This window comes from Nitrospina sp. 32_T5 (assembly GCF_052156635.1).
Lineage (GTDB): Bacteria > Nitrospinota > Nitrospinia > Nitrospinales > Nitrospinaceae > Nitrospina.
Genome location: NZ_JBQKUO010000004.1, coordinates 146,352 through 168,447, shown reverse-complemented (window position 1 = coordinate 168,447; position 22,096 = coordinate 146,352). Strand labels below are relative to the sequence as shown.

Genomic DNA, 22,096 nt, shown 5'->3' with positions numbered 1-22,096 from the left:
AATCACATAAAATCAAAGACTTATAGGGCAAACCCGCGGTGGACCGCCAATGTGAGGGGCTGTCATGCATCTGAAAACCCGCTTCATCCTGATCCTGTTTTTCATCGCCATCGGTGCCGGTACCGGTTATGCCTGGCGCAGTGATATTTTTGCACCCTCCCTGGAAAGCGAGAATCTTTCTGAAGCAGTGAAGAAAGTACGGGCCATCAAACCCGATAACTTTAAAAGTAAATTGCAGGATGTGGTGCCTGGTCCCGAGGTCAAAAACGACTTCACGTTTTTCGACACGCTCACGGACGTCAGCCAGAACCGGTTTATTGACCTGGATGGAAACATTATCCAAATGGAAGGCTACGTACAGGAATCGCCGGTCGACGAGCTGGAAGTGGAAGCCGGGAAATCGATTTTAGGGCCGGAGGAGCCGGTAATAGCCTTACCCGAATCGGAACCGGTGCAGGTGGTGCAGAAGGAAACGGAGTTCAGCCTGGAAGAGAAAATCAGGGCACTCGAAGCGCTGGTTGAAGAAGAGCCTGAAACAACGCAGCAGAATAAACAATCCACCCAGAACGTAGAACTGGAAGCTGCGAAAAAAGAAAATACAGCCCGTTCATCCAGTGACGCGCGGTTCCAGGTTCAGGTCAGTTCATTCCGGGAAGTGGAGCGTGCCCGTGCGTTTAAAGAAGAGCTGCAGAATAAAGGCTATCCCGCGTTTTACACACAGGTGGCTTTGCCTGGTAAAGGGGTCTGGTACCGGGTGTTTTTAGGTGAGTTTGAAAGGCGTGGTGCGGCAGAGGATGCGGCGCGTCTGGCCCGCATGCGGGATTCTCTCCAAACCATGATCCTCACTCTTCAGTAGGAGAGTCCCCCACGTCGATGTATCGGTCGGTGTTGTTGAACTGCTGAAGAACCTCGACCGGGTCCATTTCCCGTTTGCCCCCGTAAAATCCTTCCTCATTCTCAAATACCGTGTTGAAGCGGTACCCCTTGGTGTCGTTCTGGTACAGTTTACGGCGTTCTTCCTCGCCCTCGAACGTGAAATCCAGTTTTGCGGTTTTCCCCTTTTCAATGGTGATGGTTCCGGTCTGGGTCGGGATGAATGGATGCCACGCCATCACTTCGTAGGTTCCGGGAGGGATATCGTGGATTTCAAAGTTGCCTTCTGTGTCCGTCACCGCGTAGTAGGGATTTGCCACCATAAGGCCCCGCGTCTGAATGAAGGGGTGCAGGTTGCATTTCAAAATCAACTCCGGCGCTCCCGGCTTCATGAACAGTGACCGCACCTGAGACGAGTGGGGCATGGTGTTTTTGTTCGACACCTGGTACTTGTACACACCATTGACCTCATAGAGCGCCATCTCGTGCTTGATGGGGTCTGTGTTTTCAAGCAGAAGGTCCTCGCCGTTTTTGAATCCGATCACATATTGGTCCGCCTGGCAACGGCTGATGGTGACATTGGTCATCTTGCGGGGAAACGGTTTTCCCTTTTCCACATTGAGGATCGCGATGACCGTGTCTTTCAAAGCCCCTGTGTCGTTCACCACGAAATCATGAAGGATGCGATGACCCTGGCCGTCTGAAATGCGGGAACAGTATTTTATGTTGGGGATGTTGATCAGGTGGAACACCCGGGGTTTGGGAATGGAGCCATTCATGCGCACCTTGCCCTTCAACGAGCCGCCGTCATCCACCGCCGCGATTTTGTATTCCGGTGTCAGCTCGAAGTAAAGTTTCCGTGCCAGCGTGTTGTTCCGGCGGTAGAGTTTGGTGACCTGGGCCAGTGCCTTGTCATGGGCGCCCATGTGTTCGTAGATGAGGCCCAGGTCGTAATCCGCAAACTTGAGCTGGGAATCCATTTCGAGCGCCAGTTCGATTTCTTTCGCGGCATCGGCCAGCAGATTGACCTTGACAAACGTCAAGCCACGAAGGTAACGGAATTCCGCATTGTCGTATCCCATTTGCAGGGCTTTTTCAAAAGCCAGCAGGGCTTCCATGTTGCGTTCCGAGCGGCTTAAAGCGACACCCAGATTGGCCTGAATCCAGTTGTTGTCCGGTTGCTCCTTCAGTGCTTTTTGGAATTCCTCCACCGCTTCCGGCCATTTTCCAAGCAGGCTCATTTCCTGAGCTCTTTTCAGGTGAGGGGTGGAATCGAAGTCACCGGCGAAACTGCCCGCGGGCAGGACCAGGCTGAACGCCAAAACCAGAATACAAACTTTCAAACGGAACATAAAACCAGGCCAACCAAATAAAAGTTATGGGTCTTCCAGTACCGCCCGCCAATCCAAGCCAACAATGGCAATAGGCTTGCCAAGCAGGTATCCGGTAACGGTATAATACCCTAAACCACGAATCAGTTTAAATGGGGAACCCCCATTGAATTCCCTTTTATTTAGAGAAGGAACACCTGTGAAGCAAACCCCGACTCCTGGTAAGAACGGAGGCGACAGTGGAATCGATCCATTCTGGATGCCCTTCAAACCCCATGTTTTGATTCCCGGACCCGTGGCTCAAACCATTGTAAGTTCCCAATGGACCGGGGACACGCGCATTGCTTCCCGAACGCTCCACAAAATCCGGCTGGAGGAAAACGCCGTGCTGGCGCTGCTGGAACTGAAACCGCAGGCTCCGGGTCGCCCGCTTGTATTAATGATGCACGGCATGGGCGGGTGCAGTGAGTCGGCTTACATCCGGCGGATCGCAAACAAGCTGGGGCAGGAGGGGTACGGCGTGTTCATGATGAATCACCGGGGAAGCGGGCCCGGTCTGGGCTTGTGCGACCGCCTGTTTAATGGCGGCTCCAGTGGCGACCTGAAAGCCGTCCTGCAGTTCATCACAGACCGTTATCCGGATTCGCCCCTGCTCGCGATCGGGTTTTCCCTGAGTGGAAATATCCTGCTTAAATACCTGGGAGAGGGGCACGATCCCATCCCGCAATTGCGCGCCGCTTTCGCAGTGAATCCTCCCGTCGATTTGAAAGCGGCCAGCCGCGCCATCAGTCACGGACCATTCGCCCGCACGTTCAACCGTTACTATCTGGGGCTCATGTACAACCAGTTGGATGCATTGCGTGAATGTTTTCCCAATGCCTTTGCCCCTGCGAAACGGGCGCGGTCCATCTGGGAATTTGATGAGCTTTATACCGCTCCCGTGGCAGGGTACGCTACGGTGGAGGACTACTACGACACGTGCAGTTCGCGTCAGTTTCTGGACCGAATCCGCACCCCCACGACCCTCCTGTGTTCGCAGGACGATCCCTTCATTCCGCCCTCGGTATTCGAAGGCATCGAATCCGCCACGCATGTGCGATTTGTGAATCCAAAGGGGGGCGGCCACATGGGATACATCGCTCGCAAATGCACTCCCTTCGGGGACCGGCGGTGGATGGACTACGTCTGCGTCGAATGGGTGCGGGCCCACACACCCAAAACGGAAAGGTAAGGGAATGGAAACGATTCAACCGTGGTGGGTGAACATGCGAAGTTTGTCGGCGGTGCGGTTGAAGTTCATGAAAAATCATTTTGGCCGGCCCAACAGGGACAAAGTTACCCGCTGGCTGCTGATCGGTACCCTGGGCACGCTGTTTCTCATTGCCGACTACGTTTTCTTCTACCGTATGGTGGCTTACCTCGACGGACTGCCCTTGCGCGTCGGGGAGGAACTGATCGTTCAGTTACTGAACGTGGTTTTCCTCACCTTGTTCGCCATGCTGTTGTTCTCGACCATCATAGCCGCACTGGCCATCTTTTACGTTTCCTCCGATCTGGAATTTCTGCATTCCCTTCCCATGGTGCCGGATGCGATCATTCACGTGCGGTTCGTGCAGACCCTTATCAACGCATCGTGGGTGGTGCTGGTGTTTTCACTTCCCATGTTCATCGCCTACGGATATTACTTCAAGGTCACCGCGTCCTATTACGTTTATCTGATTGCGTCGTTTCTACCGTTTGTGGTGTTGCCCTGCGCGTTGGGTGTGCTGGGCATCATGGTGTTGATGCGGTTTTTCCCTACCGACAAGGCGCATCAGATCCTTTCGTTTCTGGGCCTGTTTTTTGTCGCCGGACTGGTGGCCTTCCTCCGTTTCCTGTCGCCGGAAAAATTTTTCGACAAGAAAGTGTCGGATGAAGTCATCATCGACTTTGTCGAGAGTCTGCGCGTGCCGGAGTTTCCGTATCTGCCTTCCAGCTGGATCACGCGGGGACTGACGGCATGGACCGAAGGCAATATTGAAATCAGTTTTGGGCGTTTGGGTTTTCTGTATGCCGCCGCCGGGGTGGGGCTGGTCCTGTTTGCGGGGATCAGCCGCCGGATTTACTTTTCCGGCTGGCGCAGTTACCAGGAGGTGAAAAACGCCCCACGCACCAGGAAAAAAAACAACGGCCACCGGAAGCCTCTTCTTGCATACCTGCCCATCGGACCGATGAAGCAGGCGCTGATCTCAAAGGATCTCAAAGTGTTCGCCCGCGATCCGGCTCACTGGTCGCAAATATTCATTTTGCTGGTTCTGGTGATCGTGTACATCTTCAATATCATGAACCTGCCGCTCGATAACCTGGTTCTCAAGAACGTGGTTTCGGTGCTGAATATCGGGTTGATCGGCTTTGTGCTATCTGCACTGATTGCGCGCTTCGTCTTTTCGTCGATCAGTATTGAAGGAAAGAAAATGTGGACGCTCTACACCGCGCCGGTGGACATGCGCCATTTCCTCGTTGCCAAGTTCTGGATGTACTGGCCCCCGTTGCTGGTGGTGGCGGAAATTTTGACCGTGGCCTCCAATTACCTTTTGCAGGTGGATGCCTATGTGATGAAGATGTCAATTATAGGCGTGATGCTCATCACCACCGGGCTGGTTGGAATGGGTGTTGGCATGGGGGCGATGTATCCCCGGTTCGATCACGAAAACATGTCGGAGATTTCCACCGGCACCGGCGGCATCCTGTTCATGATCTCCAGCCTGGCCTACGTGATGCTGGTTCTGGTATTGAGCGCTCGTCCCATGTACGTTCACTTCAACGAAAAATTTTTGTTCAAGTTCGTGGGCGGCATCGAGGTTCCGGTTTTTTACGGCATGATCGTGGCGGTCACCGTACTGGTCACGTGGATTCCGATGAAACGGGGCATCCGCGCCCTGCGCACCATGGATATATAAAAGGTGAATCACTAGGTGTTGAATGGAACTGTTTCCTGAACTGGAAAACGAAAACAGCCGCCTGCCGCAGGCACCGCTGGCGGACCGCATGCGCCCTGCGGACTGGCAGGAATTGTTCGGCCATGAGCACCTGGTGGGAGAGAGCAGTCCCCTGCGCCGCCTCATCGAAAAGGACACAGGGCTGTCGTTCATCCTGTGGGGACCGCCGGGTTGCGGCAAGACCACCATCGCTCGCATCGTGGCCCGCGTCACTCAGAGCCAGTTTTTCGAGATCAGTGCCGTCAACGCCGGAGTGAAGGACATCCGCGACATCATCGAGACCGCGCAGAAATTGTGGAAAAGCCAGAAACGCCGAACCGTTTTGTTCATTGACGAAATCCACCGCTTCAACAAGGCCCAGCAGGACGCCGTTCTGCCCTACGTCGAGAACGGCACCATCCGCATGATCGGTTCCACCACCGAGAACCCGTCGTTCGAGGTGATCCCGGCGCTCCGCTCCCGATGCCAGGTGTTCCGGCTGGGTTACCTGAGTGCGGACGACGTGCGCGGCATCCTGGAGCGGGCGATGAAGGACCGCGACCACGGATTGGGTCGTTATCTGGTCGCTTTCGACGACGGCGCCCTGCACCTGATTGTCAGCCACGCCAACGGCGACGCCCGGCGGGCACTGAATGTGCTGGATTCCGCCGTCAGCTACCATCTGCAGAAAGACCCGCAAGCGGCGACCCCCGTGGACCGGGAGATGATCGAGAGCATCATCCAGCGCTGTGCCGTGCTTTACGACAAGGATGGGACCGAGCATTACGACCACGCCTCGGCGTTCCAGAAAAGTTTACGTGGATCGGACCCCGACGCGGCGATATACTGGCTGGCCAAAATGATCGCCGGAGGCGAGGACCCGAAGTTCATCGCCCGCAGGCTGGTGGTGACCGCCGCTGAGGATGTGGGCAACGCCGACCCGATGGCGCTGGTCGTGGCCAATGCTGCCGCCGATGCGGTGGAGCGAATCGGCCTGCCTGAAGCGCGGATTCCGCTGGCGCAGGCGGTCATTTATGTGGCGCGGGCTCCCAAGGACAACTCCGCCATCACCGCCATCGACAGCGCGCTCAGCGACATCGAAAACAAGGGGCTGGCCTACCCGGTGCCGGATCACCTGAAAGACGCGCATTACCGGGACGCTAAAAAATACGGGTATGGGGTGGACTACAAGTACCCCCACGATTACCCGGATGGCAAGGTCGATCAACAATACCTGCCCACCGAATTGCGGGGAAAAAAGTATCTCCCGGATGACAAACGGGACGAAACTTGATATATCAGATGGGTTTATCCGAATCACGGAAAGGTTTTTCAGCAGGATGACATCGCGAACCAAATTCAACACGGTAGAGGACATTTTCGAAGGCCGCCTGCGCGGCAACCAGGCCATGTTCAGCGGTCTCGGCCTGTCGGCGGAAGAGGCGCGCCTGTTATGGCAGTCGGAGCGCATGAAGGAGGTCAACTGGCTGGACCTGGACGACAACGATCTGGGTGACGAAGGCGTGCGCGAGCTTGCGGAATGCGGCCTTCTTGCCAACGTTCAGTACCTCAACCTCAATAAAAACGGTCTCACCGACCAGGGACTCCAGTATTTGGCCGAATCGAAATGCCTGCCTTTACTCAAGCGGCTGCATTTGAAGGACAACCCCATCGAAGGCAAAGGCGTGGTGGCGCTGTTCGAGTCGCAGACGCTGGACAATCTTTCGACCTTCCAAATCAATTCCGGCTGGACCTGCAGAAAACGTGAAGGCTGGCGGTACAACCCCCAGTTCTGAGTCTATGCTGGAACTCCCACACAGGTATCAGGTACACGTCCATATTGCGGGGGAGGACCGTCCCGGCATCCTTGCCAAAGCGCTGGAGTCCGTCGTGGAGTGCGAAGCGCTGGTGGTGGACATCAAGCAGTTCGTGTTCAGCGGACTGTTGAACCTCTCCCTCCTGCTTGAAAGCAGTGACAGTGAAATCCTTTTGCAGCTGGAAGAGAAATTTGCGGCTTACAGCAAACGATCCGGCCTCAAGATCAACGTCTATCCGTGGCGGCCGGGTTACCGTCCGGAAGCGCCGTATTGCCACCGGCTGGTGATCACCGTCCTGGGACGGCGCATCGGCACCATTGCCTTTCTCGAACTGACCCGCACCATCGCCGAACTCGACATCAACATCCCGCGCATCGAGCAACTGGATTACGGCGATCACCACGTGCTCGAAATCGTGGTGGGGGGAAAGCAGTTGCTGACCAACGTGGATGTGCTCAACGCGCTCCTCAAGTTCAAGGAAAACTTCGACGTGGACATTGCGGTGCAGGAGGACACCCTGTTCCGCCGCAACAAACGGCTGATCGTCTTCGACGCGGACATGACCTTCCTGCAATGCGAGGTGATCGACGAGTTGGGCAAGCTGGCGGGGGTGGGGGACCAGCTCGCGGCCATCACCCACAAGGCGATGAGCGGAGAACTGGATTTCACGGAGGCTCTTCGCGAACGCGTGCAGTTGCTGAAAGGCCTGCCGGTGGAAAAGCTGGAGGAATTGTTCGAGCGCATTCCACTGACGCCGGGAGCGGAGGACCTCGTCCGCATCGTCAAGCACCTGGGTTACAAGGTGGCGATCGTCAGCGGAGGATTCCAGTTTTTTATCGATAAACTGAAATCAAAATACGGCCTCGATTACGGCTTCGCCAACCAGCTTCAGATCAGGGACGGCAGGGTGACGGGAGAACTGGAGGGCGACATCGTCGATGCCCGCGCCAAGGAACGCATCCTGGAATCGGTGGCGGAAAAAGAAGGCCTGCTGGTCCAGCAATGCGTGGCCGTGGGCGACGGCGCCAACGACATCCACATGCTCGCCCGCGCCGGTCTCGGCATTGCCTTCAACGCCAAACCCATCGTGCAGAAACACGCGCAAGCCATCATCAGCACTTCCAACCTGGAACTGATCCTCTACTTTCTCGGAATCAGCGGCAACGAATTGCAGGAACTCCGGCAGGTCGTAAAGAGAAAGCCCGGCTGAAGAACAATTCATGTCTCCCGGTAATTCGGGTCGTTCAGGTTTTTCCGGGTGGAAAGCCGGACACTCTCTTCAGCCTCCAAAAAGTTCAAAAAGGTCCCGTTACAGACCGAAACTTCCAGCCTCACTCAACTTCCTTTTTACTGCAAATATGGAAAGAACTATATCTGGAGAAACCATTTCCCGGCAGTTGGGTCAGAATTCAGTTGCAATTTGGAGAAGCGGGATTATTCTGAGTGTATAATAAACTTCACGAGAGCATCATGGAATTGCACAAAAACGCACGTTTCTCCGAGCGCGGCTTCACACTGATCGAATTATTGATCGTGATCGCCATCATTTCCATACTGGCCGCCATCGCCATTCCCCAATTTGCTCAGTATAAGGAACGGGCGTACGACTCCGATTCCAAGGCCACTTTGCGGAACCTGTTCTTATCCTGCCGGGTGTACTGGGATGACAATGGGGGATCCAATTCCTGCGATCCCACCGTGGCCGCCGGACCTGAATATGGTTTTGTTAATCCGAGCGACATCACCTTGACCGCTTCCGGAACGGAAACCACCTTTGCCGGCACCGCGCAGCATAACGACAGCACCAATACCTACAACATAGACAGTAACGGCAGTATTAGTTGAAGCCCGAAACCCGGGAACAACGCTCCTCTTACCCTTTTGCAATGCACCCCGGCCACATTGCATTTCTTGCAGGGCCTGTCCTTGCGAAAAAAGGGGCATTGCGATCAAAAACCGGACCCTCCATCCCCCTTGATGATTTCCAGAAATTATCGGATAAGCTAATAGTTTATTCGCTCAACCACTTATTTTAATGCAGAATTTGTTTGCATCCCGTTGGAGGGGCCTTAATCTGGAAGTAGGAATAATGATTTCCGGGGCTTCGTGTATTCTTACCGAAAACGGGTTTTCAGCCAACGCGGCTTTACCTTGATCGAGGTTTTGATCACCATTGCCATCGTGGCGGTCCTTGCCGCTATAGCGATTCCCCAGTTCACTCAATACAAGGAACGGGCGTACGACTCGGATTCCAAATCCACCTTGCGGCATCTTTTCATTTCATGCCGGGTCTATTGGGATGACCAGGGAGGCACCAATACCTGTGACCCCGCCGTGGCCGCCAATCCCGCCTATGGATTCATCGACCCTCCCGACGTCACGGTGAATGGGTCCGGAGATGAAACCAGTTTTTCCGCCACCGCACAGCATCTCAGCAGTTCCAATACCTTCACCATCAATAATGATGGTGCCATCAACTGACAGGTTGGAGCCCCGCACTCCCATTTCTTGCTCAAGGCATTCTTTTTTTCTTAAAAGAGCCTCCTTGCCGATCGAGCCCCTGATAGTTTCAATCCATACCCTCCAGATTGCACATTCCCGAAAATTTTCAGTGGCCTGCCACCTGCTATTTCCCTTTTGTTAAAGACCATCGGAGGGACTCCATTACGTTGAGATGATTTTTATTGACCCATCATTTTAATTTTGATATTTCTAGAAATATGGAAATTTTAAATGCAGTAGCATCTTTGGCGGCCTTGGCACAGGAGAGCCGCCTCCAGATTTTCCGACTTTTGATCCAAGCGGGAAAAACCGGTCTTCCCGCTGGGAAGTTGAGCGAGGAACTGGATTTACCGCCTTCCACGCTGTCCTTTCACTTAAGCCAGTTGAAGAAGGGAGATCTGGCTCGGTGCCGCCGGGAGGGGCGAACCCTGTTCTACTCCGCAAATTTTGAAGCCATGAACGGGTTGATGGCGTACCTCACCGAAAATTGCTGTCAAGGGAACCCGGAAGACTGTGTCCTGCCGCCGACGTGCGAAGAAACGGACTAAGAAAAATGCAGTGCCCCCCGGTATCCAGAAAGCCCTGCTATAACATTTTGTTCCTATGTACGGGCAATTCCGCACGGAGCATCATGGCCGAGGCCATTTTGAACAACTGGGGCGAATGTTGTTTCTGCGCTTACAGCGCCGGGAGTCATCCCGCCGGAACCATTCATCCGCTTGCTTTTGAATTGCTCGTTCAACAGGGACATTTGATGAGCGCCCTGCGCAGTAAAAGCTGGGAGGAGTTCACCCGTCCCGGTGCGCCTGTCTTCGATGTGGTGGTCACGGTTTGTGACAATGCCGCTGGAGAGGTGTGCCCCGTTTGGCCGGGAAGTCCGTTGACCGCCCATTGGAGCCTGCCGGATCCGGCTGGATTCGAGGGGTCATATGCGGAACGCATGGACGTGACGGAACGGATTTATGAAGAATTGGAGCGCAGGATTGAAGTTTTGCTGGAGCCCTGCTTTGAAACGCTGGACACCGCACAACTGGTGGAACGGTTGAAAAAATCCGAAGCCGAATGCCTGGGGAGACGGGAATGAACGTTGTGCAAAATTCCACCGCTGTTTACAGTAAGAAAGCCCTTTCGATGGGATTTTTTGAGAAGTATCTGACCATTTGGGTGTTTCTCTGCATTGTGGCGGGCATCGTTCTCGGTCACTGGTTGCCGGGACCGTTTCAGTCCATCGGCCGGATGGAGGTATTCCGCGTCAACATTCCGGTTGCGGCGCTGATCTGGCTCATGATCATTCCCATGCTCCTTAAAGTGAACTTCAAGGCCCTGCATGAAGTGGGGGATCATTGGAAAGGCGTCGGGGTCACGGTTTTTATCAATTGGGCCGTCAAACCGTTTTCCATGGCGCTTATGGGCTGGTTGTTCATCGGACATCTGTTTGCCCCGTATTTGCCCGCGGGGCAGATTGAATCCTACATTGCGGGCCTGATCATCCTGGCGGCGGCGCCCTGCACGGCGATGGTTTTTGTGTGGAGCCATCTTGCCAATGGCGAACCGCATTTCACGCTGACCCAGGTGGCGCTCAACGATGTGATCATGATTTTCGCCTTCGCCCCCATCGTCGGTTTGCTTTTAGGATTGTCTTCGATCACCGTCCCGTGGGAAACCCTGACCCTGTCGGTAATTTTGTATATCGTCGTGCCTGTCATCGTGGCTCATTTCTGGAGAATGCATTTGTTACGGAAGGGAGGTGAAAGTGCGCTGAAACGGACGCTGGACACTCTGCATCCTTTTTCCCTGTCGGCGTTGCTGGCAACTCTGGTCTTGTTGTTCGGATTTCAGGGAAATCAGATTTTAGCGCAACCCATGATCATCGGTATTCTCGCGATTCCCATTCTGATTCAGGTTTATTTCAATTCCGGGCTGGCCTACATACTGAACCGGTACTTCGGCGTGGCCCACTGTGTGGCGGCGCCTTCGGCCCTCATCGGCGCCAGCAACTTTTTTGAGCTTGCGGTGGCGACGGCCATCAGCCTGTTCGGGTTTCATTCCGGTGCGGCGCTGGCGACGGTGGTGGGGGTTCTGGTCGAGGTGCCGGTCATGCTCTCCGTGGTGCGGATCACCAACGCCACCCGAACCTGGTACGACAAGCCGGTCAAAGCCCCGGTTTGATGGTCAGGAGAACTGACTGCCTGTCCCGGTGTGTGTCTGGATTGGTTTTTCAGGGGGTTACGGTTTTACGCAGTTCCCATCCCCGTTTCTCTATTTCCCGGTCAAAGGTTTCACCGCTGAGCGCCGAATCCACCGGCACCGCACCGCGTGGCAGTTGACCCTGGGCCGCCAGAATGGCGATGAGGGAGGCGTGCCAGCCGGTCAGCTTTTCCATGGCGGTGAACCCGGTATCCAGATCGGCTGTCTCCACCAGGTCCAGTGTGCAGGATGCCATCTTGTTGTTGGAGGTCCCTGTGCACTGCACCCGGATCAGGCAGATGTCCTGCACGTTTTCCGTATGAATTTTCTTTTCCAGAAGTTTATGGTAGAGGTCGCGCGGCGCAATCCGTCGCGCGTTCACGGATACCGGTTCCTCGCTGAACAGCCCCAGTTCCTGAAACGTGCGGAAATGTTCCCAGTGACCCAGATAACGGAGCGTCCTGTTTTCCAGCCGGCGCAGCTTGCCTTCAAATGTCCACGGCATGGTGCTCAATCCTCCGGCGGTGACCGCCGCTTCCAGCGTACCCAGCGGTTCGAACTCGATCAACTCCAGTTCGGTCAGGCAGGGCACTTCCGTCACCTGCCCGTTGCGAAGAAAGTGAGCGTGGCCGTCGTATTCATTGGTCAGGCCGTTGATGTGAAATAAAAGAGTGTAGTTGTATGGCGGCTGCGGGTTCAGCGGCAGGCCGCCGTCCCAGATGTGCAGTTCTTCCGGCTCCTCCACCAGTTCCATGGCGCGCACGCCCATGTTGATATTGAGGCCGGGCGCCATCCCGCAATCGGGTATGATGGAAACGCCCTGCGCCTCAGCACGGTCGCCCATCGCCAACTGCTTGCGCACGATTTCCGTATTTCCACCCATGTCCACCAGGCTGGACCCGGCTTCAATGGCCGCTTCGGTGATGCCGGGATTGTACTGAAACGGCACCGCGCTCACCGTGGCATGGATTCCTGTTAAGGCCTTGGACAGTGCCTTCCGGTCGGTAACATTCAGGGTGTTTGCATGAACGCATCGAGTGCTCAGTAAGGAGTTGATGCGTTCGGCGCCCTGCCGGGCGGACTGGGAATTGGAATCGAAGAGGGTAATGCCTGCCGCATCGCCAAAGCGGGCCAGGTCGTAGGCCGCGGCGATGCCCTGGCGTCCGGCGCCGAGGACGGCGTACCGATAGCTCATGGGATAAGAACATTCCTGGAAAATTTCGGGGACTCAGTCCAGAAGCACCATACCTATTTTGTGACCTTCCGTACAAGGTTGGAATTTTACCGCAAAATCCCAGCCGATATTCAACAAAGTTTGGGAAACGTCGATGCCGCAGGCCTGCAGGGTGGGGCGGGCTCGATCGGGATACTTGCAATTCGATTCGATGTTGCACACCTCGCACAAATTACAAGGCAGGGCGCCCATACCAAATGCCTTGAAAAACCCCTTCTCCCGCAATCGGGCTTCCAGGCTGAGTACCAGTGTGTGCACACCCTCCGAGTTCGATGCTTCGACTACCATTGCCCGGCCGTAATTCAAAAGAATGTCCGCCATTTCGTCACTCGTGGGAGTGAACGTGGGGCACGTATGGCGCTGGTTGAAACAGGAGCACCCGAACTGACATCGCAGGCGCACCCAGTGGCCCAGAGCGATTTCATGGACCGGGATCACCTTCGCGCGAGCACTGCCCAAAGCTTGCGCTTCCTGAATCATTTGTGATGCAGACACTCGGTCCGTGGGCAGGTTCTTGACGTTCGGCAAATCTGAAATCATGGAACTCCCTTGCAGGTGAGATGTCGAAGTGTGATGAAGGCGTGAATTGTATCAAAAAAGTATATGATATATTACAACATGGTTCACCGTAAGTGGGCCAGAACTTATTCTCCTTCTGGTGAGGTCCGGTGACTGCAGACCGGTCGATTGACTCCATTTGCCATTCCTCATTGACCCCGTCCAATAAATCTTCTGTTTTTAGAACGATTATTGCAGAATGAAATCAGAACGGACAAAACCACCTTTGATGTACCAAACACGTTATACAATGAATTCCGACAAGCCATGAGTCAATCCTGCGAAGCCGTGTTGTTCGATTGGGCGTATACCCTGGTCGACCTTGTTGATGAAGACGACCGTGTTCCTCTTAAAAAAGTTTTCGATCACCTGGCCAAAAAGGGGATCGTCCTTCCAGACTTCGAAAAAGCTTACCGCATCTGCCACGACCTCTTCTACAGCATGATCGCGGTGTCTCGTGAGTGTGGGCTCGAAGCGCGCTTCGAGATCGCCCTGCAAACCCTGTTCTTTCGCCACGGCATTACGCTGAACGGCACCACCATGCAGGAACTCATGACCTTGTACTATGAAGACATCTATTCCCGGCGCAAGGTGTATCCGGAAACGGTCGCGGTGCTCGAAGGCCTGAAACAACGGGGCATTCGCATGGGCGTTGTATCCAACACAACCAACCCCGGGTACATGAAGGACCGTGAGCAAGAAATGCTGGGCCTTCGCGATTACTTTGAATTTTCCATCTATTCGTCGGAAGTCCCCTTCAGAAAACCCCACCCGACCATATTCCAACTGGCCATCGACCGGCTCGGCCTGTCCCCCGAACGCATCCTGTTCGTCGGTGACAATCCGGTGGCGGACATTACCGGGGCTCATGCTGTGGGCATGCAGACCGCGTGGATCAACCGAGACCGCGAACCGGTGCCGCCGGGATTGAAACCGGATCATGTCCTTTCCACCCTGCACGATGTACCGAAGATCGTGTGTGCCGATTGAGCCATGCATCGATTCTTCGTTCCGGCAGACCAGATCGACGAAAAGCGTGTGGTTGTACGTGGCTCTGATGTCAACCACATCCGCAAGGTATTGCGCCTGGGTGAAGGCGACCACATTTTCGTTGTGGATGATGAAGGACGGCAGTGGCAGGTGAGGCTCACCGGCCTCGGTGCGAAAGAAGTGGAAGGGGAGGTGGTGACCGAGGTCAGCGTGGCTACAGAATCACCGGTGAAAATCGTGATGGGGCAGGCGCTCATCAAGGGCAACCGCTTCGACCATCTGGTCCGCAAGGCGGTGGAACTGGGCGTTCACCAGGTACTGCCGCTGGAAACCAGTCGGTGCGTAGCGCGGATCAAAAAACAGGAAGTGGAAAAAAAGCTGGAACGCTGGCAACGCATCGCCGAGGAAGCGGCCAAGCAGTGCGGTCGATCCAAAATCCCGCAGGTCGGACCCAACATCCCCGATCTGGAAAATTTTTGCGATCAGGTTGAGACCTGCGACCTGAAACTCCTGTTCTGGGAAGACGAGACCCGGGCGCGCCTGCGCGACGTTGACAATGGGGACAAGGCATTTGCGTCGATTGCCTTTGTGGCCGGCCCTGAAGGGGGTTGGGAGCCACAGGAAGTCGAGTTCCTGAAAAAACGCGGCTTCCAAACGGTGGGACTGGGTCCCCGCACCCTGCGCGCCGATTCGGTCTCCCTCGTCATCCTCTCCCTCCTGCAACAGCGGTGGGGGGATTTATGAACTCCGGTTTTCGTTTTGCCTCGCCCCGCGATGGTGGTACATTGCTCACGATGCCAACCTGTTCGCCCACGCAACCATGAGTTACCAGTTCAAGCTTCCCATTTTTGAAGGCCCGCTGGATCTGCTTCTGCACCTCATCAAGGAGCAGAAGATGGATATCCACGACATCCCCATCAACGAGATCACCAAACAGTACCTGGAATACCTCGACCTCATGCAGGATCTCAATCTGGAGGTGGCAGGGGAGTACCTGGTGATGGCGGCAGAGCTGACCCGCATCAAATCCAAAATCCTGCTCCCGGTGCAGAAACGTCCCCATGAGGAAGAAGATGACGAGGGCACCGATCCGCGCTCGGAACTGGCACGGCGGCTGCTCGATTACCGCCGGTTCAAGGATGCGGCCTTCAAACTGCGGCAGATGGAACACGAACGCCAGCAGATCTTCACCCGCCATGCTCCGGTGGAAATTGCGGAGCAGGATGAGGAAGAGACGGAGGAAACGCTGGTCGATGCCACGGTGTTCGACCTGTTCAGCGCGTTCAAAAAAGTCCTCGACCAGAAATCCTTCCACAAAGACTACGAAATCGAGATCACCACGCTGTCGGTCACCGACCGCATCCGCGGGGTGCTGGGCCGGTTGAACCAGGTGGAAAGCCTTTCCTTCGAGGCGTTGTTCGACGAAGCCACCACCAAGCAGGAGGTCATCGTCACGTTCCTCGCCATCCTGGAATTGATGCGCATGAAGCTGGCACGCTGTCAGCAGAGCAAGCATTTCGAAACCATCCGCCTGTACCTCGACTCCGACCGGGAAAAGCAGGAAGCGGCGCTTAAGGATTTCAAAGACCCGGAACCGCACACAACCCCGCCCGTCACAGACGAAGCCTCCTGACAAGAAAGAAAACCATGCCGGACGCCACGTGGGAACACTTTCCGCACGATGCGGACATGGGTGTGCGCGGCATCGGTCCCACGCTGGAATCGGCATTTGAGCAGGGTGCGCTGGCGTTGACGGCGGTCGTCACCGACCCGAAAGACGTCGCCGAAACAGAAGAAGTTCCCATCGCCTGCGAAGCCCCGGACCCGGAATACCTGTTTGTCGATTGGTTGAACGCACTCATCTACGAAATGTCGACGCGTCGCCTGTTGTTTTCCCGCTTTGAGGTGAGTATCTTGAACGGAATCCGGCTCACGGCCACGGCCTGGGGCGAGCCGGTGGACCGTGCCCGGCATCAACCTGCCGTCGAAGTGAAAGGGGCGACCTTCACCGCCCTCAGGGTCGAGAAGGAAACCCCGGAACTCTGGGTCGCCCAGTGCGTTGTCGATGTGTGAAATGAGAATCCCGTGCAGAAAAAACGTCTGAACAAAATAAGCGAAACCGAATGGTGGATCGAGCCCACCGGACCGATGCGCGTACCGGGGATCATCTATGGCACGGAAGACCTGGTCGAAGGCATGGACGACAAGGTCCACGAGCAGGTGAGCAACGTTGCCGCTCTTCCCGGCATTCAGAAGGCGTCGTACGCCATGCCTGACGCGCACTGGGGTTACGGTTTTCCTATCGGCGGCGTGGCGGCGTTCGACCCCGACGAAGGCGGCGTCATCTCCGCCGGCGGTGTGGGATTCGACATCTCCTGCGGTGTGCGCACCCTGCACACGGGGCTGGTGCGTGACGACATCGAACGCGTGAAAGAGACGCTTGCCGATTTGTTATACACCAATATTCCGGCGGGGGTGGGGAGCCGCGGGGCGATCTCGCTCGATCCCGAACAAATGGACGCCATGCTCGAAGGCGGTGCGCAGTGGGCCGTTGGCCTTGGCTGGGGCCGCGCCGAAGACCTGAAGGCCATCGAAGAGGAAGGCTGCATGCAGGGTGCCGATGCGAATTGCGTTTCACCGCAGGCCAAGAAGCGGCAGAAAGACGAGATGGGGACGCTCGGCTCCGGCAACCATTACCTCGAATTGCAGGAAGTCATCGATGTGTATGACGCCGACGCGGCAAAAGCCTTCGGTCTGCGGGAAGGCGACATTGTCATTTCCATCCACTGCGGTTCGCGCGGGCTGGGTCACCAGATAGGCACCGAGTTTCTGAAATCCATGGCCATCGCCGCACCCGGACACGGCATCCAACTGCCGGACCGCGAACTGGCCTGCGCGCCCATCAATTCCGAACTGGGCCAGCAGTACCTGGGGGCCATGCGTTCGGCGATGAACTGCGCCATGGCCAACCGGCAGATCATCACCCACCTCGTGCGTGAAACCTTCGAACATGTTCTGCCCAAAGCCGAGCTCGACCTGCTCTACGACGTCTCGCACAACACCTGCAAAATGGAACAACACCAGATCGACGGCAAAACCAAAACCGTTTTCGTTCACCGCAAGGGGGCGACGCGATCCTTCGGTCCGGGGCACCCTGATATTTCTGAAGCCTTCCGAAAGGTGGGCCAGCCGGTACTGATCGGCGGCACCATGGGCACGGCGTCTTACGTTCTTTGCGGCACCGACCGGACCATGGGGCTGTCGTTCGGCTCGGCGGTACACGGTGCCGGACGGCAAATGAGCCGGCGTCAGGCCACGAAGCTATGGAAGGGGCGGGCGGTGATCGACGACCTCGCCATGCGCGGCATCCTCATCCGCAGTCCGTCGCAACGCGGCGTGGCGGAGGAAGCCCCCGGTGCCTACAAGGATGTCAGCCAGGTGGTGGAGGCGGCGCATACAGCGGGACTGGCCCGCAAGGTGGCACGCGTGGAGCCCATTGTCTGTGTGAAGGGTTGAATTTGGCTTTTCTAGGGTCTTCAGGCTTTTTCCAGTAGAGTGGTTTTAAGTTATTGAAAATTTTGATATAATTTTTGGATGTTGAACTATCGAGGATCTTCCCGCCCCGTGACCAAAGTTTTCATTCCTTTCCTGATCCTGAGTTTCATCGTTTCCGGTTGCGCCAGTTACGGCAGTTACAAACCGGTGATCGATCCCAAAACCGGTTCTTCCCCACAGACGCTGGAAGTGGATTTAAAAGAGTGCAAGGCAATCGCCTCCCAGGCCGCGGAGACGGTGGAGGAAGCTGGCAAAGGTTCGGTTGTGGGTGGCGCCATTGGCGCATTTTTTGGCGGGCTGCTGGGCTTCATCACAGGCAACCCGGTTCGGGGTGCTTCGACCGGCGCGGTGATCGGAGGCGGTGTCGGGGGAGTGCAAGGCGGCGTGAGCGCCGAGGAAAAGTACAAGCGAGTGTACCGCAACTGCATGCGTAACCGCGGGCACACGGTCCTGGATTGACCCACCCCGAAAGCCGGTCGTTGTCTTATAAAACCTCCCGTCATGATGCCGCCATCCGGCGATTTCTATGGTGTCCTCCTGTTGTCCGGGATATAATGATTTTTGCTTGAAAACCGCTATAAAAGGCCCTGAATGGGGATGTTCCGACAAATTCGAGAAGATATCCAGGTAGCGATCGAAAAGGATCCCGCCGCGCGCAACACCTTTGAAGTGCTGGTGTGTTATCCCGGCGTGCATGCCCTCATTGCGTACCGCGTCAATCACTGGTTGTGGACGCACGGCATGAAGCTCCTTGCGCGGGTGACTTCTTATATCGCGCGCTGGTTGACGGGCATTGAAATTCACCCGGCGGCAAAGATCGGCAGGGGGTTCTTCATTGACCACGGCATGGGGGTGGTGATCGGCGAGACCTCCGAGATCGGTGACAACGTTTTCATGTACCACGGCGTGACTCTGGGCGGCCTCAGCATGAAAAAGGGCAAGCGACATCCGACCATTCAGGACAACGTGGTCATCGGCGCCGGAGCGCAGGTGCTGGGCCCCATCTCCGTCGGCAAGAACAGCAAGATCGGTTCCGGTTCCGTGGTGGTGCAGAGCGTGCCCGCGTATTCGACGGTCATCGGCGTGCCTGCTCGGGTGGTGTTCTCCGGTATCTCGGCCGATCAGGAAGACCCGGAGGAAATTTTCCGCGATCCCATGTCGCAGGCCATCGAGTACGTTCTGGACCGGCTTCCGCAGATGGAGCGAGACATCCGTGCCCTGCGGGATGCAGTCAACCTGGAGCACCCCGACCCCGAACCCGCGCCACCTCCTCAACCGGTACCGCTTTCGACGAAATCGAAAATCAAAAAAGCCTCCAACGAATCCTGACCCAAGAAGGTATGACCCGAGTGAGTCCCGGGGTGAAGGCAGGGCTTGCACCTCGCTTGCAACATTCCAAACGGTTCGTTCCATGAACGCTATTTATCTCGACCATAACGCCACGACACCTGTTCATCCGGATGTATTGGAAGCCATGTTGCCTCTTCTGAAAGAGGATTTTGGCAACCCTTCCAGCACCCATTCCCGCGGTCGTTCGGCACGCGTCAAGATGGACGAAGCCCGCGAGCAGGTCGCGGCACTCATTCACGCCGATGCTCGGGAGATCGTATTCACCAGCGGCGGCACCGAGTCCGACAACCTCGCCATTCTGGGCGCGGCACGGGCATTGAGAGACAAAGGGCGTCGCATCGTCACGGCCCGGGTGGAGCATCCGGCGGTACTCAATGCCTGTCTGGAATTGCAGAAAGAGGGCTTCGTCATCGACTACGCCCCCGTGGATGAATTCGGACGTGTCCGGTTGGATGGCCTGGAGGCGCTGATTTCGAATGAAACCATCCTCATCACCCTCCAGTCTGCAAACAGCGAAGTCGGCACCCTGCAACCCATCGAGGGCATAGGGGAAATCGCGCGCGACCGGGGAATCCTGTTTCATACCGACGCCGTACAAAGTGCGGGGAAAGTTCCATTGGACGTGAAGGAGGTGCCTGTCGACCTTCTTTCCATGTCGTCACACAAGCTGTATGGTCCGAAGGGCGTGGGAGCGTTGTACGTGCGGCGGGGACTTCCTCAGCTGGCGCCGCTGATTGTCGGCGGGGGGCAGGAAAAGAAGCGCCGCGGCGGGACCGAAAATTTGCCGGGTATTGCGGGGTTCGGCAGGGCGGCCGAACTCGCGGCAGGCGATTTGGAACAGGAAGGTGAACGGTTGCGTCAGTTGAAGCGGTGTCTGCGTGACGGGGTTTCGGTCTTGCCGGGGGTGCGGTTCTTTGGTCATCCCGATGAGTCCCTCCCCAACACGCTCAACTTGGGATTCGAGGGCGTCGATGGGCAGACGTTGATGATACGGCTCGACCTGGATCAAATATACGTGTCCACAGGCACTGCGTGCAGTTCCGGTTCCATCCTCCCCTCCGACGTCTTGACAGCGATGGGCGTGCCGGAAGAGCAAATGCGGCAGTCCATTCGCATCAGTTTCGGACGCAGCAACCGAATGGAAGATGTGGACCGGGTGGTGAAAGCGATAATCCGGGTTGTGACCGATATTCGTAAAAAGCAGAAGGTGGCCTCCTGATTCCTGGCACCTTCACGGAACCCATTTCCATTAGGGCATCCGTTGCGTTTCGTGATAAGATGCTGGGCAATTTAAAAGGTTGTTTTTATGGGTTTTATCCAACCAACTTTTCCGGGACCAAAACTTGGGAGTTCATCTATGCCTGACACGCTTACCACACCCCGCCTCATAGGCAGTTTTGCATTGGCCGCCGTCGTGTTTCTGACGGGCTGTCAATCCATGCCCTGGAACCAGAAAACCGAAGACGAACTGGCCTTGGAACAGGAGTTCGAACAGGACCTCGGTGGAACATTGGAGGACAGTTCGGCTGTGAACAAGAAAGAAGACCAGCTTTTTCCGGATTCCGGCAGCAACGAATCCACCCTGTCGCAGGAAGAAGAAGACTTTTTCGGCAAAAGTGCCGGCACCCAGGAAGTGAGCGGCCAGACGCCTGTGGAATCGCCGCAAACGGAGACCGCCTCCAATGAAGGGTTCGGCGGATTTTTTGGCGAAGAACCCAGCCAGCCGCAAGAGGACAATCTGGAAGATTACCTGCTGGAGGACAAGGATGAAGCGCTGGGTACCGAAAAGACCGTGGTGGCGCAAAACCCCGTCACCGAAACACCTTCAAACGAAGGGGTGAACCCGGGATTCGACAGCATCGACCAGAAAACAGACATTGAGGAAATGAAGGTAGACATCCAGATACTGCAAAGCCAGCAGGAAGCGCTCATCCAGCGCGTGAAGGAATTGCAGACCGTAATCCAGGACATGGAGCCTCGTCTTACGGCGACCCAGGAACGGCTGGAGACCAACCTCAACATGACCGCACAACAGACGATGGGGTTGGCTCCTGCCATTGAGACCTTGAAACAGCAGATTGACGCCCTGGGGACGGAAATCCAATCGATGAAAGATGCGGGCCCCATGACGCAGGCCAAACTCACTCCTCGCAAGGGCCCGGCCACCATGAAGAAAGCCACCGCCTACAAAATTCCGCAGGAATACACACAGGCGCTCAACGCTTATCGCAGTGGCCAGTACGACGAGTCGATCATGATGTTCCAGGAATACCGGCTGAAGAACCCACCCGCCGACCTGCAGGACAATATCATTTTCTGGCTGGGTAACAATTATTACCAGCTGGGCCGCTTTGACGAGGCCATTTCACACTTTGAAATCGTGCTCACCCAATATCCGCAAGGCAACAAAGTTCATGATAGCCGTTTTATGATGGGGGTCACCCTGCACAAGATGGGCGATACGGGCCGCGCTCTCGATACGCTGGAAAAAGCATTGCAGATGAATCCGCCTTCCGAGGTACGGGATAAAATTGAGCGGCATTTGATGGAAATCAAATGAATTCCGTTTGAATTACGGTCGTGCCAACACGGTTGATTTCCGGGAGAAGGGCACGGCACTGCGTCGGAATTTGCTGTTGAAGCGGTCTGGCTTTTAAGCTATTCTTTCGATTGTTCCGGCGTGGTTGCCGTTAGAAGGCCCAATCATTCCGGCATATCCGATGGCCCCGGGGTTATAAGACT

General features: G+C 55.9%; 23 protein-coding genes. 20 read left to right on the top strand and 3 right to left on the bottom strand.

Annotated elements, in window-relative coordinates:
* The first annotated feature begins 64 nt into the window (after nucleotides 1–64).
* Nucleotides 65–856, top strand: coding sequence for an SPOR domain-containing protein (locus tag ACTRW9_RS12075; RefSeq protein WP_442429542.1), 792 nt, complete (start codon nucleotides 65–67; stop codon nucleotides 854–856).
* Here ACTRW9_RS12075 and ACTRW9_RS12070 read toward each other — a convergent pair.
* Entirely contained in the window at nucleotides 843–2,225 is a 1,383-nt protein-coding gene (locus tag ACTRW9_RS12070; RefSeq protein ID WP_442429541.1) for a tetratricopeptide repeat protein, read from the bottom strand. The two genes, ACTRW9_RS12075 and ACTRW9_RS12070, sit on opposite strands and share 14 nt — an antisense overlap.
* Nucleotides 2,226–2,403: 178 nt before the next feature.
* Between ACTRW9_RS12070 and ACTRW9_RS12065 the strand changes: the two genes are divergently transcribed.
* From ACTRW9_RS12065 to arsB, 10 genes are all read left to right on the top strand, one after another.
* A complete protein-coding gene (locus ACTRW9_RS12065) occupies nucleotides 2,404–3,435 on the top strand; it encodes a YheT family hydrolase (RefSeq protein WP_442429540.1) in 1,032 nt (343 codons plus the stop codon).
* Nucleotides 3,436–3,439: 4 nt separating this feature from the next.
* Nucleotides 3,440–5,143 (top strand): putative ABC transporter permease subunit, encoded by a 1,704-nt coding sequence (locus tag ACTRW9_RS12060; RefSeq protein ID WP_442429539.1) that lies wholly within the window; start codon nucleotides 3,440–3,442, stop codon nucleotides 5,141–5,143.
* A gap of 22 nt (nucleotides 5,144–5,165) precedes the next feature.
* On the top strand, nucleotides 5,166–6,455 hold the full coding sequence (locus ACTRW9_RS12055) for a replication-associated recombination protein A (RefSeq protein WP_442429538.1): 1,290 nt from the start codon (nucleotides 5,166–5,168) through the stop codon (nucleotides 6,453–6,455).
* A gap of 46 nt (nucleotides 6,456–6,501) precedes the next feature.
* On the top strand, nucleotides 6,502–6,957 hold the full coding sequence (locus tag ACTRW9_RS12050) for a hypothetical protein (RefSeq protein WP_442425341.1): 456 nt from the start codon (nucleotides 6,502–6,504) through the stop codon (nucleotides 6,955–6,957).
* Between the two features lie 4 nt (nucleotides 6,958–6,961).
* On the top strand, nucleotides 6,962–8,188 hold the full coding sequence (gene serB / locus ACTRW9_RS12045; protein WP_442425342.1) for a phosphoserine phosphatase SerB: 1,227 nt from the start codon (nucleotides 6,962–6,964) through the stop codon (nucleotides 8,186–8,188).
* 260 nt (nucleotides 8,189–8,448) lie between these two features.
* Complete coding sequence (locus ACTRW9_RS12040) at nucleotides 8,449–8,823, top strand: prepilin-type N-terminal cleavage/methylation domain-containing protein (protein WP_442429537.1); 375 nt, start codon at nucleotides 8,449–8,451, stop codon at nucleotides 8,821–8,823.
* Nucleotides 8,824–9,084: 261 nt separating this feature from the next.
* Complete coding sequence (locus ACTRW9_RS12035; RefSeq protein ID WP_442429536.1) at nucleotides 9,085–9,459, top strand: type IV pilin protein; 375 nt, start codon at nucleotides 9,085–9,087, stop codon at nucleotides 9,457–9,459.
* A 239-nt stretch (nucleotides 9,460–9,698) separates the two neighbouring features.
* Entirely contained in the window at nucleotides 9,699–10,028 is a 330-nt protein-coding gene (locus ACTRW9_RS12030; protein ID WP_442425852.1) for an ArsR/SmtB family transcription factor, read from the top strand.
* Between the two features lie 5 nt (nucleotides 10,029–10,033).
* The gene (locus tag ACTRW9_RS12025; RefSeq protein ID WP_442429535.1) at nucleotides 10,034–10,564 is read left to right on the top strand and encodes an arsenate reductase ArsC; all 531 of its coding nucleotides are present in this window, start codon (nucleotides 10,034–10,036) and stop codon (nucleotides 10,562–10,564) included.
* A 47-nt stretch (nucleotides 10,565–10,611) separates the two neighbouring features.
* Nucleotides 10,612–11,649, top strand: coding sequence for an ACR3 family arsenite efflux transporter (gene arsB / locus ACTRW9_RS12020; RefSeq protein WP_442429672.1), 1,038 nt, complete (start codon nucleotides 10,612–10,614; stop codon nucleotides 11,647–11,649).
* A gap of 49 nt (nucleotides 11,650–11,698) precedes the next feature.
* On the opposite strand, the gene ACTRW9_RS12015 is transcribed toward arsB, so the two are convergent.
* Both ACTRW9_RS12015 and ACTRW9_RS12010 read right to left on the bottom strand, forming a co-directional pair.
* Nucleotides 11,699–12,862 carry a saccharopine dehydrogenase family protein gene (locus tag ACTRW9_RS12015; protein ID WP_442429534.1) on the bottom strand — a complete coding sequence of 388 codons (1,164 nt, stop codon included), beginning with the start codon at nucleotides 12,860–12,862 and terminating at the stop codon, nucleotides 11,699–11,701.
* 33 nt (nucleotides 12,863–12,895) lie between these two features.
* Nucleotides 12,896–13,441, bottom strand: coding sequence for a DUF2284 domain-containing protein (locus ACTRW9_RS12010; protein WP_442429533.1), 546 nt, complete (start codon nucleotides 13,439–13,441; stop codon nucleotides 12,896–12,898).
* Between the two features lie 285 nt (nucleotides 13,442–13,726).
* Between ACTRW9_RS12010 and ACTRW9_RS12005 the strand changes: the two genes are divergently transcribed.
* From ACTRW9_RS12005 to ACTRW9_RS11965, 9 genes are all read left to right on the top strand, one after another.
* Nucleotides 13,727–14,449 (top strand): HAD family hydrolase, encoded by a 723-nt coding sequence (locus ACTRW9_RS12005; RefSeq protein WP_442429532.1) that lies wholly within the window; start codon nucleotides 13,727–13,729, stop codon nucleotides 14,447–14,449.
* Nucleotides 14,450–14,452: 3 nt separating this feature from the next.
* The gene (locus tag ACTRW9_RS12000) at nucleotides 14,453–15,193 is read left to right on the top strand and encodes a 16S rRNA (uracil(1498)-N(3))-methyltransferase (RefSeq protein ID WP_442429531.1); all 741 of its coding nucleotides are present in this window, start codon (nucleotides 14,453–14,455) and stop codon (nucleotides 15,191–15,193) included.
* 76 nt (nucleotides 15,194–15,269) lie between these two features.
* Nucleotides 15,270–16,082 (top strand): segregation and condensation protein A, encoded by an 813-nt coding sequence (locus ACTRW9_RS11995; RefSeq protein WP_442429530.1) that lies wholly within the window; start codon nucleotides 15,270–15,272, stop codon nucleotides 16,080–16,082.
* Between the two features lie 14 nt (nucleotides 16,083–16,096).
* Nucleotides 16,097–16,522 carry an archease gene (locus ACTRW9_RS11990; protein ID WP_442429529.1) on the top strand — a complete coding sequence of 142 codons (426 nt, stop codon included), beginning with the start codon at nucleotides 16,097–16,099 and terminating at the stop codon, nucleotides 16,520–16,522.
* 12 nt (nucleotides 16,523–16,534) lie between these two features.
* Complete coding sequence (locus ACTRW9_RS11985; protein ID WP_442429528.1) at nucleotides 16,535–17,965, top strand: RtcB family protein; 1,431 nt, start codon at nucleotides 16,535–16,537, stop codon at nucleotides 17,963–17,965.
* Between the two features lie 108 nt (nucleotides 17,966–18,073).
* Complete coding sequence (locus ACTRW9_RS11980; RefSeq protein WP_442429527.1) at nucleotides 18,074–18,463, top strand: hypothetical protein; 390 nt, start codon at nucleotides 18,074–18,076, stop codon at nucleotides 18,461–18,463.
* A 138-nt stretch (nucleotides 18,464–18,601) separates the two neighbouring features.
* Nucleotides 18,602–19,333, top strand: coding sequence for a serine O-acetyltransferase (gene cysE / locus ACTRW9_RS11975; RefSeq protein WP_442425354.1), 732 nt, complete (start codon nucleotides 18,602–18,604; stop codon nucleotides 19,331–19,333).
* Nucleotides 19,334–19,415: 82 nt separating this feature from the next.
* Nucleotides 19,416–20,573 carry a cysteine desulfurase family protein gene (locus ACTRW9_RS11970; RefSeq protein ID WP_442429526.1) on the top strand — a complete coding sequence of 386 codons (1,158 nt, stop codon included), beginning with the start codon at nucleotides 19,416–19,418 and terminating at the stop codon, nucleotides 20,571–20,573.
* A gap of 138 nt (nucleotides 20,574–20,711) precedes the next feature.
* Nucleotides 20,712–21,914, top strand: coding sequence for a tetratricopeptide repeat protein (locus ACTRW9_RS11965; RefSeq protein ID WP_442429525.1), 1,203 nt, complete (start codon nucleotides 20,712–20,714; stop codon nucleotides 21,912–21,914).
* Nucleotides 21,915–22,096: the final 182 nt, after the last annotated feature.

What these genes read in the sequence shown, in the direction of transcription:
- ACTRW9_RS12075 (WP_442429542.1), top strand. Translation starts at nt 65, where the DNA reads ATGCATCTGAAAACCCGCTTCATCCTGATCCTGTTTTTCATCGCCATC.
- ACTRW9_RS12070 (WP_442429541.1), bottom strand. Translation starts at nt 2,225, where the DNA reads ATGTTCCGTTTGAAAGTTTGTATTCTGGTTTTGGCGTTCAGCCTGGTC.
- ACTRW9_RS12060 (WP_442429539.1), top strand. Translation starts at nt 3,440, where the DNA reads ATGGAAACGATTCAACCGTGGTGGGTGAACATGCGAAGTTTGTCGGCG.
- ACTRW9_RS12055 (WP_442429538.1), top strand. Translation starts at nt 5,166, where the DNA reads ATGGAACTGTTTCCTGAACTGGAAAACGAAAACAGCCGCCTGCCGCAG.
- ACTRW9_RS12050 (WP_442425341.1), top strand. Translation starts at nt 6,502, where the DNA reads ATGACATCGCGAACCAAATTCAACACGGTAGAGGACATTTTCGAAGGC.
- serB (WP_442425342.1), top strand. Translation starts at nt 6,962, where the DNA reads ATGCTGGAACTCCCACACAGGTATCAGGTACACGTCCATATTGCGGGG.
- ACTRW9_RS12040 (WP_442429537.1), top strand. Translation starts at nt 8,449, where the DNA reads ATGGAATTGCACAAAAACGCACGTTTCTCCGAGCGCGGCTTCACACTG.
- ACTRW9_RS12030 (WP_442425852.1), top strand. Translation starts at nt 9,699, where the DNA reads ATGGAAATTTTAAATGCAGTAGCATCTTTGGCGGCCTTGGCACAGGAG.
- ACTRW9_RS12025 (WP_442429535.1), top strand. Translation starts at nt 10,034, where the DNA reads ATGCAGTGCCCCCCGGTATCCAGAAAGCCCTGCTATAACATTTTGTTC.
- arsB (WP_442429672.1), top strand. Translation starts at nt 10,612, where the DNA reads ATGGGATTTTTTGAGAAGTATCTGACCATTTGGGTGTTTCTCTGCATT.
- ACTRW9_RS12015 (WP_442429534.1), bottom strand. Translation starts at nt 12,862, where the DNA reads ATGAGCTATCGGTACGCCGTCCTCGGCGCCGGACGCCAGGGCATCGCC.
- ACTRW9_RS12010 (WP_442429533.1), bottom strand. Translation starts at nt 13,441, where the DNA reads ATGATTTCAGATTTGCCGAACGTCAAGAACCTGCCCACGGACCGAGTG.
- ACTRW9_RS12005 (WP_442429532.1), top strand. Translation starts at nt 13,727, where the DNA reads ATGAGTCAATCCTGCGAAGCCGTGTTGTTCGATTGGGCGTATACCCTG.
- ACTRW9_RS12000 (WP_442429531.1), top strand. Translation starts at nt 14,453, where the DNA reads ATGCATCGATTCTTCGTTCCGGCAGACCAGATCGACGAAAAGCGTGTG.
- ACTRW9_RS11995 (WP_442429530.1), top strand. Translation starts at nt 15,270, where the DNA reads ATGAGTTACCAGTTCAAGCTTCCCATTTTTGAAGGCCCGCTGGATCTG.
- ACTRW9_RS11990 (WP_442429529.1), top strand. Translation starts at nt 16,097, where the DNA reads ATGCCGGACGCCACGTGGGAACACTTTCCGCACGATGCGGACATGGGT.
- cysE (WP_442425354.1), top strand. Translation starts at nt 18,602, where the DNA reads ATGTTCCGACAAATTCGAGAAGATATCCAGGTAGCGATCGAAAAGGAT.
- ACTRW9_RS11970 (WP_442429526.1), top strand. Translation starts at nt 19,416, where the DNA reads ATGAACGCTATTTATCTCGACCATAACGCCACGACACCTGTTCATCCG.
- ACTRW9_RS11965 (WP_442429525.1), top strand. Translation starts at nt 20,712, where the DNA reads ATGCCTGACACGCTTACCACACCCCGCCTCATAGGCAGTTTTGCATTG.